The sequence below is a fragment of the Dongia soli genome, from assembly GCF_034044715.1.
Lineage (GTDB): Bacteria > Pseudomonadota > Alphaproteobacteria > Dongiales > Dongiaceae > Dongia_B > Dongia_B soli.
The window spans coordinates 836525-853194 of the sequence record NZ_JAXCLW010000002.1 but is presented as its reverse complement, the minus strand read 5'-3'; the positions used below and the strand labels follow the sequence as shown (position 1 = coordinate 853194).

Here is a 16670-nt window from a genome sequence, read left to right as displayed (position 1 = left end):
ATCGCTCAGCCCGGTCAGATCGGCGGGAGGGTGCTGACGGCCTGTTCGACCTCGTAGAATGTCGGGCGTTCCGTCGAGTTGATCACCTTGCGTGCGAATTCCACCGAGACGGCCGGCGGATAGCCCTGCATATGGGCTAGCATGCCGTTCTTCATGCACTGGTAATACTTGGCATCGACCTCATCGACACCTTTGACTGCGTTTGACAGAGGAGCCACGAAGCCATAGGAGCACAACACGCCGAAGAAAGTACCGACGAGCGCCGCGCCGATCAGGTGGCCGAGCACTTCCGGCGGCTCGGTGATCGAGCCCATGGTGTGAATAACGCCGAGCACGGCGGCGACGATACCGAGCGCGGGCATGCCGTCCGCCATGGTCTGCAGCGCATGCGTTGCGCCGTGCAGTTCCTCATGATGGGTTTCAAGCTCGGCATCCATGAGGGTTTCCACCTCATTGGGATTTTCCGTGCCGAGGGTCATCAAGCGCAAATAGTCGCACAGAAATTCCATGGCATGGTGATCGCCCTGGAATTTGGGGAACTGGCCGAAAAGCTGGCTCTCATCCGGTTTTTCGACATGTTGTTCCAGCGCCAGCATGCCTTTGGTCTTGGCGACCTTGAAAACCTGATAAAGGACGCTGAGCAGCTCAACGTAATCTGATTTCTTATATGAAGGCCCCTTGAGGGCGCGTTTCAGGCCCTTAAGCGTCTGTTTGATATTGGCTTTTGTATTTGAGGTGATAAAGGCACCGGTGGCCGCCCCAAGAATGATGAGGAACTCGTTCCATTGCAGCAGGACGATGAAATGGCCGCCGGCCATAAGATAACCGCCGGCAACACAGCCCAGAACGACAACGGCGCCAATGATAATCAGCATGAATCTGCTTCCGGCAACCCAAGGATTGAAAGACTAGGCCAAGATTAACCAAGTTAGTTAAAAACTGGTTAGGCTGCGGAACCAGAAATTGCGAAAATTAACCTGCCGGACTCACCCTTCGGTGGAATGGCTGGAGAGGCGACGCGTGAGGAATCCGGCTTCCTTCAGCCGGGCGATGATATCGTCGACATGGGCCGGATTGCGAGTTTCCAAGGAAACATCGATATCCGCGCGCTTGACCGGCAGGTCGAAGAACATGCGCTGATGATGCACCTCGATGATGTTCGCACCGGTCGATCCGATCAGCTTGGCAACGCTTGCCAGCACGCCCGGCTGATCGGCAATTTCGATCCGAAGGGTCGCGATGCGGCCTTCCCGCACCAGGCCGCGCATCATGACCTGAGCCAAGACGCGCGCATCGATATTGCCGCCGCAGATCACCAAGCCGACCTTGCGGCCCTGGAACAGTTCGGGATAAGCGATCAGCGCTGCCAGGCCGGCAGCGCCGGCGCCTTCGGCAACGATGCGCTGGGTTTCGACCAGCATATGTACCGCCCGTTCGAGGGCGATTTCATCGACCAGCAGCACATCCTTCACCAGACGCTCGACGATGCTGCGGGTGAGGGCGCCCGGTGATTTGACGGCGATGCCTTCGGCGATGGTCTGACCGCCATTGGCCGGGGCGAGGCCGTTCACCGCATGATGCATCGAGGGATAAAGTGCCGATTCGACGCCGTAGATTTCAATCTCCGGCTTCAATGCCTTCACCGCCGTGGCGATGCCGCTGATCAAGCCGCCCCCGCCGATCGGAATGATCAGGCAATCGAGATCGCCTGCTTGCTCCAGGATCTCCAATCCCGCCGTGCCTTGTCCAGCAACGATATAGGGGTCGTCGTAGGGATGGACGAAAACAAGATTCTCCTGGGCCGCAACCTCCCGCGCATAGGTCGCGGCAGCATCGATGCCTTCGCCTTGCAGGATGACCCGCGGTCCGAAACTGGCGGTGCGCTCGATTTTCGTGAAAGGTGTGCCTTCCGGCATGACGATGGTGGCCGGAATGCCGAGCCGTTGGGCATGATAGGCGACACCCTGTGCATGATTGCCGGCCGACATGGCAATGACGCCGCGCTTGGCTTCCTCGGGAGTCAGGCTTTTAAGCTTGTTGAGCGCGCCGCGATCCTTGAACGAGCCGGTAAACTGCTGGTTTTCCAACTTGAGGTACAGATCAGCGACACTGAGCTGGGCGGCCAGGCGGGGGGCCTGGACGCAAGGCGTCAACACGACTTCGCCGGCGATGGTCTTGGCAGCCTCGCGGATATCGGCAAGGTCCGGAACGTGTTGAGCCGGAGTTTGCGAGGTCGCGGCGGAGGTCGCAGAGGCAGGGTCGGTCGACGGCACGGTCATCATTGCACGCTGGTTGCTGGTTTGAGGGTTATCTGGTGTGTCACTGATTGCAGGATAGGCCGGACATCGCCGTCCCGCCATGCCGTCAGCAGATCGTCGTAATGGGAAGAAAGCGGGTTACCTGATTGACCGCCGGCCAAGGCGAAAAGCGGCTGATCAGGTTTGCCCAGGTCGATCGCGAAGCGTAACGTCGCGCCGTGGATATGGGGATAGAGCCCGTCACCTTGCGAGGGTAGCGGCGAGCCGCGCGAAACCGTAGCATTGTCGCCGTCGGTCGGCAGCTTGGCATCGAGCCAGTCCCGCAGCAGGGGTACATTTCGCCAGATCGGATGGGCGAAGCTGACGCGGTGCGCATCACCCCATTGCCACTTCCGCCAATTCGCGCCGTAATGTTGAGTGAGCTCCTCCAAGGCATCGTTCAATGCCAAGTCGACCTGCTGCCGGCAGGTCTCGACCGGGGACGTCCTGCTATCGTCGCACCAGGCTTGCTCCGACATCACGTGCCGCAGACTGTCGATCTGCCAGAACCACCAATCGTCAAAAAGCGGGCCAAGATCATCGGCCAAGATACGACGCGCCAGATGATCCAGCCATGCGGTCGCGATCAGCGGTTCCGGCCGCTGGCGATCCATCCGGCCGTCCCAGGCGCCAAGTGCAGCGACGATATCGGCATGTGCGCCGCCAGTCGTTTGCGGCAGCCAGGAGCGTACGGCATCTCTCAATGGGGTCGATTCGATATCGCTCTGCAGCTTCACGGTCTGAAGCAAATCGAGCGGATTCGACGACTGGGTCAGAACGTTGGCAATCCGCCGATAGCGGGCATCGCTGTCCCAGCCGATACCAAAGAAACCACCTTTGGCATAGGCGGAGACATCGTTATTGGCCGTCGCGATCCAACCCGCTTGCGGGTCGTGCAGTTGCGGCAAGGCATCGAAATCGATCATACCGGTCCAATCCGTCGCGCCGGTCCAACCGGGAACTGGCAGCAGGGATTTGTCATAAAGCTGCCGCCGGATCGGAACCCTGCCGGCCGCGACAAAGCCGATTTCGCCCGCGACATCGGCGAAGACAATATTCTGCTGCGGCGCAGCAAAATCGCGTAACGCTTTTTCGAAATCGGCCGCATTCGCCGCACGGTTCATGGCTAAGAGCGCATCCGGCGTCCGGTCACCCGGTTGCAAGGCGGCCCAGCCCAAGGCCAGGACATGGCCGGGCTCGGGTGAGACGTCGCCGGCATCGCTGATGACCGGCCCATGCCGCGTGTGACGAACCGTCAGCACGACATCCGATTCGCCTTTGACCTTGATCCGTTCATCCCGTGTTTCGAAAGCTTTGGGGCCGTCCGGCGTGTCGTATCGCGTCGGATCATCGGCGCTTAAACGTTCGTCGAAGACGTCTTCGGTGTCGCTGGTCGTGGTGGTGAAGCCCCAGGCGACTTTGCCGTTGGTGCCGATGACCAGCAACGGGAGACCCGGCGCCGTTGCCCCGGTCAAAACGCGGCCCGGGGTGACGATGCGGGCAAGATACCAGGGGGATGGTGCAGTCAGGCCAAGGTGTGGATCATTGGCGAGGATCGGTTTGCCTGACGCCGTCAGCTTGCCGGAGATCACCCAGTTGTTCGATGCAGCCCGGCTGCGTCCGAGCCAGTCGATCGATGCGGATTGCGAAGTACGATCGGTCAACAGATCGAATAGCGCGGGCGGTACCTTTTGCTCCAGCCGCGCATTGAATAATTCGTCGCGCCAATTGCCACTGAGCTGCAACGCCATCAAGCGTCCCCAGATCAGACTGTCGACCGGCGACCAGGGTTCCGGCCGATAGCGCAACAGCAGGAATTCCGGTGGCAATGCGCCGCGTTGCTGCGTCACGAAACTATTGACCCCGGCAGCATAGGCATCGAGCAGATGGCGCAGATTGGCGCTTGCCGATTGATACTGCGCCTCCGCCTGATGTTGCAGGCCAAGGATGCGCATCCTGCGGTCAGTGGCGAGCATGGCCGGGCCAATGATCTCCGAAAGGCGGCCACTGCCATATCGCCGCATCGAATCCATCTGAAACAGCCGGTCCTGGGCATGAGCGAAGCCTAGGGCGAAAGCAGCGTCCTGGTCGGTCTCGGCTCTGATCTCCACCATGCCGTAACGGTCCCGGCCGATGGTCACGCTGTGCTGTAAATTTTTATCGGCAACCGTGATGTCACCGTCGATCTGCGGCAGGGAACTGCGCAGCCAGAGATAGCCACCGCCGATCGCAATCGCGACGATCAGCACCAGGCCAAGTGCCAGGCTCAGGATCCAATGACGTAAGGTCATCGAATCCGGTCTGGGTCGTTCTCGATAAGGATCGGCTGGCCATGCTGCGTCGCCCGGGCAGCGCGGTCCCAGGCCGTTTTGGTCAAGTCCAATTGCTGCCTGCTGGCGATGTTCTTCTCGACGACCAGCCGCTCGAGCGCTGCCAGCCAATGCCGATAATAGCTGTCGCCCAGATCAGGATCGCCTGCAGCTTGCGCTGCCTTGATTTCCTTCGCCAACGCAGCCGCCCATTCGCTCCAGGAGAAAAGCCCGCCTTCATGCAAGGCAACCGCCATGGCGAAGGCTTCCGCCTGCCACGGTTCCTGGAAAACTGGCGTATCACCTTGGCGCGGTATTGTCGGCAAGGCGGCAAGAATCGAAGGATCAGCGGGAGCAGATTGCTTAGAGACGCTCAAGATAGGATTCCCAGCAATCAAGAGCGACCGTCAAGCCGGCATCCGCGCCGTCGCCCCAGAGCTCTGGTCCCGTGAAGACCACGGAATAAACCCATTGCGGATTTTCACCGGCGCGATGCGCATTGGTATCGGGAAAAACGAAGCCGCCATGCACGCGCTCGATAATGCCGGTTTTGCCGCGGGCATAACGCGGCAGCCGCGTATGACCGACGGGGTTCATATTACGGGTACGCACCTTCTCGCCGACGGAGAACAGGGCGGGCCGTTCGACCGGACGATCGCAAGGCCCACCTGTGGTCAGGGCCGCAGGTACATGAGCCGCAGCGAGGGCCGGACGTTTGGTCGCGGCCGGGGCCTGCAAACTGTGGCCGGCCTCCAATTCGGCCGGCGTCAGCATCCCGCGCTCGGCCAGCAGCTTTATCAAGCCTTTGAACCAGATCTCGTAATAGCTCGAGGACAGATAGTCTGCCGGATGCAGGCTCTCGCGCGCATGGCGGCCAATATCGATATTCCATTCGCCCAGCGCACTGGCGGCCAGTGTGAGGCCCAGCGTGTGCTTTTCCCAATCGGCGTGGAAAACCGGCTCATTCGGTTCGGGCAGAACGGGCCCGAAACCCATCATGCCGCCGAGATCTTGCGCCCCGTTCATGCACCTTCTCCCGCCGGCAACGCCAGGCCGGCGCCGATCATGGAATCCCGGGTGACCAGGGAGGCCAGCCTTTCTTCGCTCCAACCATCGGTGCCGGCCGGCCGCATCGGGATGACCAGATAGCGGAGCTCCGCCGTTGAATCCCAAACCCGGATCTTGGTTTCCGCCGGCAGGGTCACACCGAAATCGGCCAGGACGCCGCGCGGATCGATGACCGCTTTGGCCCGATAGGGTGCCGATTTGTACCAAACCGGCGGCAGGCCAAGAACCGGCCACGGATAGCAGGAGCATAAGGTGCACACGACAAGGTTATGCTGCGTCGGCGTATTCTCAACCGCCACCATATGCTCGCCCTGCCGGCCCACGAAACCAAGCTCGGCGATCGCGGTGGTGGCGTCTTGCCGCAGGCGTTCCAGGTATTCGGGATCGCTCCAGGCCCTGGCAACGACCTGCGCGCCGTTGCGCGGCCCGATCTTCGTCTCGTAGGTTTCGGCGATGGCGTCGATCACGCCAGGCTGGACATAGCCTTTTTCCGACAGGACCGTTTCCAGCGCCCGAACCCGCAAGGCGATGTCCGAGAGAGCCGAGCCAGCTTCGTCATGCGTATGATCGTGATGGTGATGATCGTCATGCTGTGTCATGGAACGAGCTTAATCCCGTCCGGCCGGTCTGACAATCTGGACTGCGCCGATTGTCATATAATCGTCCATCCGAAGCTGCAAAGGGCGGCTACGCCTATCCAGTAGGATGACAAGTCCAAATCGATGGGTTAAAAGCCGATTCAGAAGGTGCAGCTTTTCCGCCGTTTATGGTGCAATTCAGGGTCAGGCCGGTCGCATCGTCCCAGCTTGGCAGCGGAGGTTTAAAGCTAAGGATGGCCAAGGAATTTCCCACAGTGCGCGCCATGGTGGAGGCACTGACCCCGAGTTACCCGGTCTATTGTCTGCGTCCGAAGGTTATCGCCGATACGGTGAAGCGTTTTCTCGAACTGTTTCCCGGCCGCGTGCTCTATGCGGTGAAATGCAATCCCCATCCGGAAGTGTTGAAGGCGCTGTACCGCGCCGGCATCCGTCATTTCGACACGGCCTCGTTGCCGGAAATCGCCCAGGTGCGCGAAGGCTTTCCCGATGCAGCCTGCTATTTCATGCATCCGGTGAAGGGGCGCGCCGTCATCGGCACGGCTTCACGAGTCTACAACGTCGATACCTATGTAATCGATCACCCGCGCGAGCTGGATAAGATTCTAGATGAAACCGATGGCGGCGAAGGCGTCACGATCTTCGTCCGGGTTAAGACACCACCTGTCGAAGGTGCTTTCTATCATCTCTCTGCAAAATTCGGCGCCGAGCCCGACGAAGCGGCGGCAATGTTGCGGGAAGCGAAGTCACGCGGCTGCCAGGTCGGCATCGCATTTCATGTGGGATCGCAATGCGTGGTTCCCGGCGCCTATGGCGTCGCACTGAGGCTGGTTGGCGAGGTGATGGAAAAAGCCAAGGTCGATCTCGCCGGTCTCGATATCGGCGGGGGATTCCCAGCGGAATATATCGGCACCAATATGCCGCCACTGGAGGACTTTATCCACGAGATCGAGGAAGGGGTGAAGGCTTTGCGCCTGCGCCGCGACTGCGTGCTGATGTGCGAGCCCGGCCGGGCATTGGTTGCACATGGCATTTCGCTGGTCGTGCAGGTGCAGTTGCGCAAGGATGATCAGCTCTACATCAATGATGGCATTTACGGCTCGTTGTCGGAAATGGTGGATGCGGGCATCCGTCTGCCGGCCCGGCTGTTGCGGTTGAAGGGCGAGCCTTCAACCGAGATGCGGGAGTTCACCATGAACGGGCCGACTTGTGACTCGCTTGATGTTCTGCCATCGACTTTCAGCCTGCCGGCGGATGTGGAGGAGGGGGATTGGATCGAGATCGATCGCGTCGGCGCGTATTCCCATGCGCTAGCCACCCGTTTCAATGGCTTCTATCCCGAAACGCTGGTGACAGTGCATGACGAGCCCTTGTCGCAACAGCGCTGATGCACCTTGATTGATGACGCCGCGCCCGGTGACAGCACGACAAGATCGGTTTCTCGGCCTCAGTTCGGCCGGTTTTCATCATGTCGCTTTTCTCGACTGGGGCGATCCGTCATCCGCCGGACCCGTCACCATCTGCGTGCACGGGCTGACGCGCAACAGCCATGACTTCGATCGGCTGGCCGCCGCTTTAGCCGATCACGGCCGGGTAATCTGCCCGGATGTCGTCGGCCGCGGTGCCAGCGACTGGCTCGCCAATTCGGCCGATTACGGCTATCCGCAATATTTGTCGGACATGACCGCCCTGATCGCACGGTTGCAGGTGGATGCCATCGATTGGATCGGCACGTCGATGGGCGGGTTGATCGGCATGCTGCTGGCAGCACAACCCAACACGCCAATCAAGCGGTTGGTGTTGAACGATATCGGTCCTTTCATCGGCAAGGCCGCGCTGCAGCGCATCTCGGATTATGTCGGGCTGGATTATCGTTTTTCCTCGGTCGAAGCGCTGGAGCGGCATTTGCGTAAGATCCATGCACCCTTCGGTCCGCTGACGGATCAGCAATGGGCACATATGGCGCTCTACGGCAGCCGGAAATTGACCGATGGTAATTTCGGCCTGGCTTACGATCCGCGCATTGCCGACAATGTGAAGCTCGGCATTGCCGACGTCGATCTCTGGTCGATTTGGGACCGCATTGCCTGTCCGGTTCTTGTTCTCCGCGGCGCTGACTCCGACATTCTCTCGGCCGAAACGGCGCAGGCGATGACTGAGCGTGGCCCGCGAGCGAGTTTCGTGGCATTCCCGGATATCGGTCACGCTCCGGCCCTGATGAGCGACGATCAAATCGATATCGTCCGCAGCTGGTTGGCCGACCATCGCTGAAGGAGCGTCCGATGGCGGAATCCTTCGATATCCCCGCGCATGACTACTACCGGCGGTCTTCGGCAAAGCCTTTGCTGGGCGGGATTCACCGGCCGACCCTGCTCATTCACGCTGCCAATGATCCATGGATCCCGGCATCGATCTTTCGCGATATCGATTGGTCGAAATACCGGCGGCTGCGTCTCCTGATGCCGCGCGTGGCTATTCGTCAGTTCCTGACCGCAGCAGCGGCGGCGTAGATGATCACGGCTGCTTAAACGCCGCCCATATAGATATCCATGATCTGGCGGTCGTCGCGCACGTCGCTTGGCGTGCCCTCAAAGCGTTTCTCGCCCGCGGCGAGAATATAGATTTTGTCGGCAATGGGCATGGCCTCGCGGATGTTCTGTTCGACCATCAATATGCCAATGCCTTGGGCGATCAGCCCGGTGATGCGCTCCAGCGTCTCGATCACCATGGCTGGCGACAAGCCGGCCGACGGCTCGTCCAGCAAGATGAAGCGCGGCTCGGAGACCAATGCTCGTGCGAGCGAGAGCATCGCCTGCTCGCCACCCGAAAGCGATCCCGCCGCCGTGCGCCGCCGCCGCGCCAGCGACGGATACTGATCGATCAGCGCCTCGATGCGCCGTTCCACTACGCGCTTATCGGCAATGGCATAGCCGCCCATGCGCAGGTTCTCCATCACCGTCAGGCGCGGGAACACGCCGCCGCCCTGCGGCATCAGCACGAGGCCTCGCCGAACGATCTCATGCACGGCCAGGTTCGAAAGCGTTGTGCCCTCCAGGCTGGCCGTGCCGCTCCACACGGGCAATGCCCCGGCAATCGCCTTGAGCAGGGTGGATTTCCCGCATCCGTTCGGCCCGAAGATGCAGGTGATCTTGCCGGCCTCGGCAGTCAACGACACGCCGTGGACGATCTCCTGCTTGCCGTAGCCGGTGACGATGTTTTCGGCGGCGAGCGTACTCATTGCGGCCGTCCCAGATAGGTCTGCATAACTTCGGAATCGCGCACGATGTCCTCGAAGGCGCCGCTTGTCACGACGCGGCCGGCATCCATCACGATGATGCGGTCGCATACGTTGCGCACCATTTCCATGTCATGTTCAATGATGAAGAAGGAGATGCCGCGCTCGCGCAGCCGCGCGATGGCGTCGAGGATGATCTTGCGGATATTGGGATGCACGCCCGCGGTTACCTCGTCGAGCAGGATCAGCGAGGCCTGTCGCATGACGACGCGGCCAAACTCCAGCAGCTTCTGCTGGCCGCCGGAAAGATCGGAAGCGCGGTTCTGGGCGACCTGATCAAGTTTGAGCAGGGAGAGCGTCTCGGCCGCTCGGTCTTTCGCGCCGTGCCAGTGGCCTTGCGCCGCCGCCGCCAGCAGGTTTTCCGTTACGGTCATGTTGTCGAACATGGCGGGAATCTGAAAGGTGCGAGCCAGTCCCAGCCGGGCGATCCGATGTGCGTTCATGCCGGCGATCTCACGCCCGTCAAAGCGGATCTGGCCGCTATCGGGCTTTACCGTGCCGGCAACGAGGCTGAACAGGGTCGATTTGCCCGAACCGTTCGGGCCGATGAGGCCGGCGATCTCGCACCGGCCAACCTCCAGATTGACGCCATCGGCAGCCTTGATGCCGCCGAATTGGCGAAAGAGGTCGCGCACCGTCAGGATCGGGTCCGACGATTGGCTCGGCGGGGAGGAAGTCGTCGCCGTGTTCAATTGCGGCCTCCCTCGCCAGTGCCGGCAAGCTTGCCGGCAGCCTTATCCAGGACCGTGACCGACTTGGCCGGCCGCCGGGCAAAAAGACCGGCAATGCCATTGGGCAGGAACAGCACGACCAGCACGATCGCCGCGCCCAGGATGGCGATATAGAACGCCGTGTCGCCCCAGCGCATCCAGATCAGACGACTGACGACGAACAGGCCGATACCGCCAATGGCTGGCCCCCTCAGACTGCCCAGGCCGCCCAGCAGCACCATCACCACCATCTGGTCTGTGATGTCCCCGCCGAAGACGCTCTTGGGATTTATGAAGGTGACCCAGTAGGCGAAGATCGCGCCAAATACCGCAGCCGTCACGGCGCTCAACACGAAGGTCTGCAGCTTCACCAGCGACGTGTTGATCCCCATCGCCTCGGCTGCCGGTTCATGGTCGCGCAGCGCCTTGACTTTCAGTCCGAAGCGGGAATGCTCGAACAGCGCCCAGGTGACGAGATAGGTCAGCACCGCCGCACCGGACATCGTGAAATAGAAGAAGCGCTCGTTCAGAAAGGGAGGCAGGTTGAGGCCGCCGATCCCCCCGGTGAAGTCCATGACATTGGCGAACTGGGTCAGTGCCTCGGCGAAAGCCCAGGTGGCGATGGCGAAATAGGCGCCGCGCAGGCGCAGTGTCGGGGCGCCGATGATGATGGCGCAGATCGCAGTCACCGCGATGCCGGCGGGTATGGTGGCGAAGAAAGGCAGGTTTATCGGATCGCCCATCAACAGCGCCGTGGTATAGGCGCCCAAGCCAAAGAATGCGGACTGGCCAAAATTTATGTAGCCTGCATAGCCGCCCAGCATGTTCCACGAACAGGCCAATCCCGCCCACATCAGCGCGCCGGTGGCGATGCGCAGCCAGTAGTTATTGACCAGTACGGGCAGCAGTGCCAGCACGACGACCACCACGACTAGGATTATGAGGTCGGCCCAGTGTGATTTCATATCTTGCCGCCTCACAAACCACGCCTGAGTATCCCGCGCGGGGACACCAGCAGCACCAGGAATAGCGTGGCGAAGATCGCCAGCAGCGAATAGCTCGACCCGACATAGGTCGACACGAAGGCTTCGATGACGCCGAGCATCAGCGCCGCCACCAAAGCGCCGCCGACCGATCCTAAGCCCGCCAGCACGGCGACGAAGAAGGCGAACAGCGTGTAGCGGAGGCCGATCTCGGGATTGACGGAGAAGATCGCGGCCATCAGCACGCCGGCCATTGCGGTAATGCCGGCATAGAGACCGTAGACGTTGGCGCTGAGGCGCCGGATGTTCACGCCCATCAGCGCTGCGTTCTGGCGGTTCTCTGCCGTCGCACGGATCGCCAGCCCATAGCGGGTGCGGTAAAGAAACAGGAAAAGCCCGCCGGCAATGACAATGGCAAAGACAGCTGCGGCAACGCGGATCATGGGCACGGTTACTGGCCCGACCGCCAGGCTTTCGCCGCTTAATGCCGTCGGTACGGTATGGGTGTTGAAGCCCCAGACAGTCAGCATGCCACCGCGCAGCAGGGTAAATAGGCCGAAGGTCAACGCCAGCGCCATCAGTTCGGGACGGGCCGTCCGACTGTTGCGGACATTGTAGAGGATTGGCCCGATGAGATAACCGATGGCGCCGAATAGCAGAAACGCCACCGGTATGGCGAAGAAGCCGTCGAGTTTCAGCAGGGCGGTCATGTAGTAAGCGAGATAGCCACCCAGCACCACCCAGCCACCCACGGCAAAATCAATGACGTGCAACACGCCGAAGGTGAGCTGAAACCCGATCGTGAAGGTGGCGATGACGCCGCCAATCAAGAGCCCGTTGAGCAAGGTCTGCAGTAAGAGATCCAACTGTCCCCGTTCCTCGGTTTAGATTGCTTACTGGACAGGATGACGCAAAGCCTGATTCGGGCAAATACCCTTCATGCGAACAACCGCCTGGTCCGATCCGCAGGCTGCATAGAATCCCCGATGACGCTAAAGGTTCCGGAAATTCCTGAAGCCGCAGGATACGAAGCCGGGAGGGCAGGGCTCTGCCTCCCGGCCATCCTCGTCACTTGTGTGCCGATATCACTTCCATGCCGGCAGCGGGTAGGTCAGCGCTGCACCTGCGCCTGCTTCGTGTCCCACCGCGACGGTCTTGCCACCCTGGATCTGGACCAGCACCGGCACGGGTTGAATGTTGTCGTGAAAATGATCGCCGTCCTTCTCGAACTTGATCGGCCCATAGAAGGTATGAAGATCCGTTTCGGTGATGGCATCCTTGAGCGCCACGCGGTCCTCCGGCTTGAGGCCCGGCTTCTTGCCCAGCCGTTTGACGGCATCGCCAAAAACGAGGCCGCTGGCCGCGCAGCCGGCTTCTGTATAATCGGGCTCGTGGCCGGACTTTTTCTGTGCCATCTCAGCGAAGTCCTTGGCTGTGCCGAAAAGGTCGTCCTTGTAGGGCACGCTCGGCAGCCAGACGACGACACCACAGGTGCCGTCCGCATCTGCGGCCAAAGCCTGGGCGAAGGCAGGATCGGTGACGCCGTAATGCATGATCAGCGATTTCGGCCGGAAATTCAGCGACTTCGAGGTCTTGACCACGTTGATCAGGGGTTCCTCGTGTCCGCCCACCGCGACCATGTCGGGCTTGAGTGCCGAGATTTTGGAGATGACCGGAGTGAGATCGCCTTCGGCGGGCACAAGCTCATAGGCCACGAGTTCGAGCCCCGCTTCCTTGGCGCCGTCCCGGAAGCCTTCGCCGGTTTCCTTGGAGAAAGGTTCGTTGACGCCAATCACGGCGATGGTCTTGGGCGTCGGATTCGCCGTCTTGGCCAGCACACCCAGTGATTTGCCGGCCGTGATATCAACCGCAGGAATAATGCCGAAGTTGAATTCGGGCTTTGCCTTCCACACATTCGGCGATTCTGCCGAGCCGGAGATCATCGGCACCTGGTACTTCTGGCAGATCGGCTGCACGGCAATGGTCGAGCCGCTGGTATATGGGCCGAACAGGACATCGACCTCATTCTGCACGATAAGTCGCTCAGCCGCATCGGCGCCCGTCGCGGGATTGCTCTGGTCGTCGCCATAGAACATTTCCACCTTGAAGCGCTCACCGGCGACCTCAACGCCACCCTTGGCATTGATAGCGTCGGCCCATAGGTCATAGCCGCGCTTGGTCAGATTGCCGCCGAGAATATTCTCACCTGACAGTGAGGTGATGACGCCTGCCTTGAAGGTTGGTGCATCGGCGCGCGCCGTTCGAATGAAAGGCATCCCCAATGTACTGGTTGCTATTGCAGCGCCTTCAAGGAAACGGCGACGTGAAAAACCCCTGGTGCTGGTGGACATCATGCGAACTCCCTTATCCGGTTATCAGATTGGAAACTGCATTTTCCTTAATACCAGCACATGTCCTGAGGCCCGACAAGAATTACTTGTGGGGGGTGTCAATTGTTAGTGGTAGTTCACTAAGCGAAAAAATCCAGTCTCGAGAGAGTTGTTTCTCATCCGCGGCCGCGCGCAGGTTTCGCAATGTCCGTTCGGCTCAAATGCAAGAGCGAAAGCGAGACCCACCGATGCGGATGTCGATGTGTCGGCGGATATTTATTCAGTCAGGCTCGCTTCCCTCTCAACCGCGGACTTCAGGAAGGCTCTGGAAGCAGACCTGACAGGCCTTCTTCAGCACCCGGGGCAACTAGCTGCGCAGCAACTGCGCAGCCTCGATGGCGGAATAGGTCAGCACGCCATCAGCGCCAGCGCGCTTGAAGCACATCAGGCTTTCCAGCACCACGCGGTCATTATCCAGCCAGCCATTAGCCGCAGCCGCCTTCATCATCGCGTATTCGCCACTGACCTGATAGGCGAAGACCGGCATTTTGAATTCCTGCTTCACGCGGTGGACGATGTCGAGATAGGGCAGGCCGGGTTTTACCATCAGCATATCGGCCCCTTCGGCGACATCGAGCGCGCATTCGCGCAGGGCTTCATCGCCATTGGCCGGATCCATCTGATAAGTACGCTTGTCGCCGCGGCCCAGCGCTGATTTCGAGCCAACGGCTTCGCGGAACGGGCCATAGAAGCCAGAGGCATATTTCGCGGCATAAGACATGATGCGCACATGCTGGAAACCGGCGGCATCGAGCGCGTCCCGAATACGGCCGATGCGGCCGTCCATCATATCCGACGGTGCAACCACATCGACGCCGGCCGCCGCTTGGCCTAGCGCCTGGCGGATCAGCACATCGATCGTCTCGTCATTGAGGATGACGCCATCTTCCATCACGCCATCATGGCCATGATCGGTGTAAGGATCCAGCGCCACATCGCAGATGAGGCCGATCTCCGGCACCGCTTTCTTCAATGCGGCGACCGCGCGGTTGCACAGATTGTCTTCACGATAAGCTTCTTCCGCTTGGCCGCTTTTCAGCTCACGCGGCACCACGGGAAACAAGGCAAGGGCAGGGATGCCAAGTTCAGCGGCTTGCTCCGCCAGCTCAATCAGCGATGGAATGGTGTGGCGACTGACACCGGGCATGGCATCGATCGCCTCGCGCTTGGCTCCACCTTCCTTCACGAAGACCGGCAGGATGAAATCCTGCGGGCCCAGGCGCCGCTCCGCCACCATCCGCCGTGACCAGTCATCGGCCCGGTTCCGGCGCATTCTGATCCGCGGAAACTGGCCGACCGGCTGGGGCTGTGCGGGAAGGGAGGACAGACGCTCGACCTGCTGCTTGTCCGCGGCTTCCGATTTCAGATTGGCTGTCTTGGCCTTTTTTCCGGCGCTCATGGAAAGGTCCCGATCAGGAATGCTGTCTCTGAATGGCAATGTATCGGGGCAGGGCGTAAACTTCCATATGCAAGAACGGCCCGCCTGCTATGTCCAGGCGGGCCGATTGTCGCAGCGTGGATCTGGAACGGTCGCTGAAACCGACCTATTGCGCGGCCTTGGCGGAGGTCGCCGCAGCCAGGGCTTGTTCCAGATCAGCGAGGATATCGTCGATATGCTCCAGTCCGACCGACAGGCGGACATAGCCCTCGGTTACGCCGGTTGCGGCTTGCTCCTCAGACGTCAATTGGGAATGGGTCGTGCTGGCCGGGTGGATCGCCAGGCTGCGGGCATCGCCGATATTCGCGACGTGATAGAAAAGCTGCAGCGCATCGATGAACCGGCGGCCGGCCTCACGGCCGCCGGTCAGTTCGAAGCCGAGCAGGCCGCCGAAGCCGCCGGACAGATAGGTCTCCGCTCGCCGTAAATCCTCGCCCGATTGTAGTCCTGGATAGATCACCTGCGTCACCGCCGGATGGTCTTTCAGGAAATTGGCCACCGCCTGGGTATTGCGGCAATGTTCGCGCATCCGCAGGGGCAGGGTCTCCAATCCCTGCAGGAACATGAAGGCGTTGAAGGGGCTCATGGCGTTGCCGAGGTCGCGCAGCAAAGTGACACGCGCCTTGATAATATAGGCGACTGGGCCGATCGGTTTCACCGCTTCGGTCCAGATGGCGCCATGATAGCTGGGATCTGGCTGCGTGAGACCGGGGAAGCGCGCGGCATTGGCCGCCCAATCGAAATTGCCGCCATCGATGATTGCGCCACCGATCGATGTGCCATGGCCACCGATGTATTTGGTGGTCGAATAGACAACGATGGCGGCACCATGATCCAGAGGACGCGCGATGATCGGCGCTGAGGTATTATCCATGATCAAAGGAACACCGAACTTCCGGCCGATCTCCGCTGCTTCGCGGATCGGGAAAGCCTTCAGCTTCGGATTGGGCAAAGTCTCCGCATAATAGGCGCGGGTCTTGTCATCGGTCGCTCGGGCAAAGGCCTGCGGATCGGCCGGATCGACGAAACGTACCTCTATACCCTGATCCTTGAGCGTATTGGCGAACAGGTTCCAGGTGCCGCCATAGAGATCGGTCGAACTCACCACATTGTCACCGGTCCGCGCGATGTTTTGGATCGACATCGCCGAGGCCGCCTGGCCGGAACTGACGGCCAGGGCCGCCGCACCGCCCTCCAATGCCGCCAGACGTTTCTCCAGCACGTCGGTCGTCGGATTCATGATGCGGGTGTAAATATTGCCGAACTCCTTCAAGGCGAACAGGTTGGCGGCATGGGCCGTGTCATCGAACTGGTAGGAGGTTGTCTGGTAAATCGGCACGGCTACGGCGTTGGTCGCCGTGTCGCGGCGATGGCCGGCATGCAGCACGATGGTTTCGGGATTCTTGCTATTGGCCGTCATAATCGATCTCCAGCGGTCTTTGAGGGGTCAATCGGTGCAGGCGCCGACTTACCTGTCAAGCTGGCAAAACTCGCGCGGGTCTCTCTAAGGCGGGCCTGGGAGAAAATGCCGGAGGTAACGCTTGACGGATCGGAACGGCTGGTCGAAAAGACCGTCGGCGATGC

General features: G+C 60.6%; 16 protein-coding genes. 3 read left to right on the top strand and 13 right to left on the bottom strand.

Annotation, left to right across the window (positions count from 1 at the left end):
* Positions 1 to 14: 14 nt before the first annotated feature.
* The 6 genes from motA to nthA form a co-directional block, all read right to left on the bottom strand.
* Entirely contained in the window at positions 15 to 875 is an 861-nt protein-coding gene (gene motA / locus SMD27_RS10445; RefSeq protein WP_320508304.1) for a flagellar motor stator protein MotA, read from the bottom strand.
* Between the two features lie 111 nt (positions 876 to 986).
* The gene (locus SMD27_RS10440; protein WP_320508303.1) at positions 987 to 2282 is read right to left on the bottom strand and encodes a threonine ammonia-lyase; all 1296 of its coding nucleotides are present in this window, start codon (positions 2280 to 2282) and stop codon (positions 987 to 989) included.
* The gene (locus SMD27_RS10435; protein WP_320508302.1) at positions 2279 to 4588 is read right to left on the bottom strand and encodes a penicillin acylase family protein; all 2310 of its coding nucleotides are present in this window, start codon (positions 4586 to 4588) and stop codon (positions 2279 to 2281) included. Before SMD27_RS10435 ends, SMD27_RS10440 begins: the two co-directional genes overlap by 4 nt.
* The gene (locus SMD27_RS10430; protein WP_320508301.1) at positions 4585 to 4983 is read right to left on the bottom strand and encodes a nitrile hydratase accessory protein; all 399 of its coding nucleotides are present in this window, start codon (positions 4981 to 4983) and stop codon (positions 4585 to 4587) included. Before SMD27_RS10430 ends, SMD27_RS10435 begins: the two co-directional genes overlap by 4 nt.
* Positions 4970 to 5632: a nitrile hydratase subunit beta gene (nthB, locus tag SMD27_RS10425; RefSeq protein WP_320508300.1), complete on the bottom strand. Its 663-nt coding sequence runs from the start codon at positions 5630 to 5632 to the stop codon at positions 4970 to 4972. Before nthB ends, SMD27_RS10430 begins: the two co-directional genes overlap by 14 nt.
* Entirely contained in the window at positions 5629 to 6273 is a 645-nt protein-coding gene (gene nthA, locus SMD27_RS10420; protein ID WP_320508299.1) for a nitrile hydratase subunit alpha, read from the bottom strand. Before nthA ends, nthB begins: the two co-directional genes overlap by 4 nt.
* Before the next feature lie 233 nt (positions 6274 to 6506).
* Here nthA and SMD27_RS10415 point away from each other — a divergent pair, with 233 nt between their 5' ends.
* From SMD27_RS10415 to SMD27_RS10405, 3 genes are read left to right on the top strand one after another with little or no spacing between them, the layout of a single operon-like run.
* Positions 6507 to 7658: a type III PLP-dependent enzyme gene (locus tag SMD27_RS10415; protein WP_320508298.1), complete on the top strand. Its 1152-nt coding sequence runs from the start codon at positions 6507 to 6509 to the stop codon at positions 7656 to 7658.
* Positions 7659 to 7686: 28 nt separating this feature from the next.
* Positions 7687 to 8541 carry an alpha/beta fold hydrolase gene (locus SMD27_RS10410; protein WP_320508297.1) on the top strand — a complete coding sequence of 285 codons (855 nt, stop codon included), beginning with the start codon at positions 7687 to 7689 and terminating at the stop codon, positions 8539 to 8541.
* Positions 8542 to 8552: 11 nt separating this feature from the next.
* A complete protein-coding gene (locus tag SMD27_RS10405; RefSeq protein WP_320508296.1) occupies positions 8553 to 8780 on the top strand; it encodes a hypothetical protein in 228 nt (75 codons plus the stop codon).
* A gap of 14 nt (positions 8781 to 8794) precedes the next feature.
* On the opposite strand, the gene SMD27_RS10400 is transcribed toward SMD27_RS10405, so the two are convergent.
* The 7 genes from SMD27_RS10400 to SMD27_RS10370 form a co-directional block, all read right to left on the bottom strand.
* Complete coding sequence (locus SMD27_RS10400) at positions 8795 to 9508, bottom strand: ABC transporter ATP-binding protein (protein ID WP_320508295.1); 714 nt, start codon at positions 9506 to 9508, stop codon at positions 8795 to 8797.
* On the bottom strand, positions 9505 to 10257 hold the full coding sequence (locus SMD27_RS10395) for an ABC transporter ATP-binding protein (RefSeq protein ID WP_320508294.1): 753 nt from the start codon (positions 10255 to 10257) through the stop codon (positions 9505 to 9507). Before SMD27_RS10395 ends, SMD27_RS10400 begins: the two co-directional genes overlap by 4 nt.
* Positions 10254 to 11240, bottom strand: a complete 987-nt coding sequence (locus SMD27_RS10390; protein ID WP_320508293.1) for a branched-chain amino acid ABC transporter permease — start codon at positions 11238 to 11240, stop codon at positions 10254 to 10256. Before SMD27_RS10390 ends, SMD27_RS10395 begins: the two co-directional genes overlap by 4 nt.
* Before the next feature lie 11 nt (positions 11241 to 11251).
* Positions 11252 to 12124, bottom strand: a complete 873-nt coding sequence (locus SMD27_RS10385) for a branched-chain amino acid ABC transporter permease (RefSeq protein ID WP_320508292.1) — start codon at positions 12122 to 12124, stop codon at positions 11252 to 11254.
* 219 nt (positions 12125 to 12343) lie between these two features.
* Positions 12344 to 13612 (bottom strand): amino acid ABC transporter substrate-binding protein, encoded by a 1269-nt coding sequence (locus tag SMD27_RS10380; RefSeq protein WP_320508291.1) that lies wholly within the window; start codon positions 13610 to 13612, stop codon positions 12344 to 12346.
* Between the two features lie 343 nt (positions 13613 to 13955).
* Positions 13956 to 15047, bottom strand: coding sequence for a porphobilinogen synthase (hemB, locus tag SMD27_RS10375; RefSeq protein WP_320508290.1), 1092 nt, complete (start codon positions 15045 to 15047; stop codon positions 13956 to 13958).
* A 145-nt stretch (positions 15048 to 15192) separates the two neighbouring features.
* Positions 15193 to 16506, bottom strand: coding sequence for an O-acetylhomoserine aminocarboxypropyltransferase/cysteine synthase family protein (locus tag SMD27_RS10370; protein WP_320508289.1), 1314 nt, complete (start codon positions 16504 to 16506; stop codon positions 15193 to 15195).
* Positions 16507 to 16670: the final 164 nt, after the last annotated feature.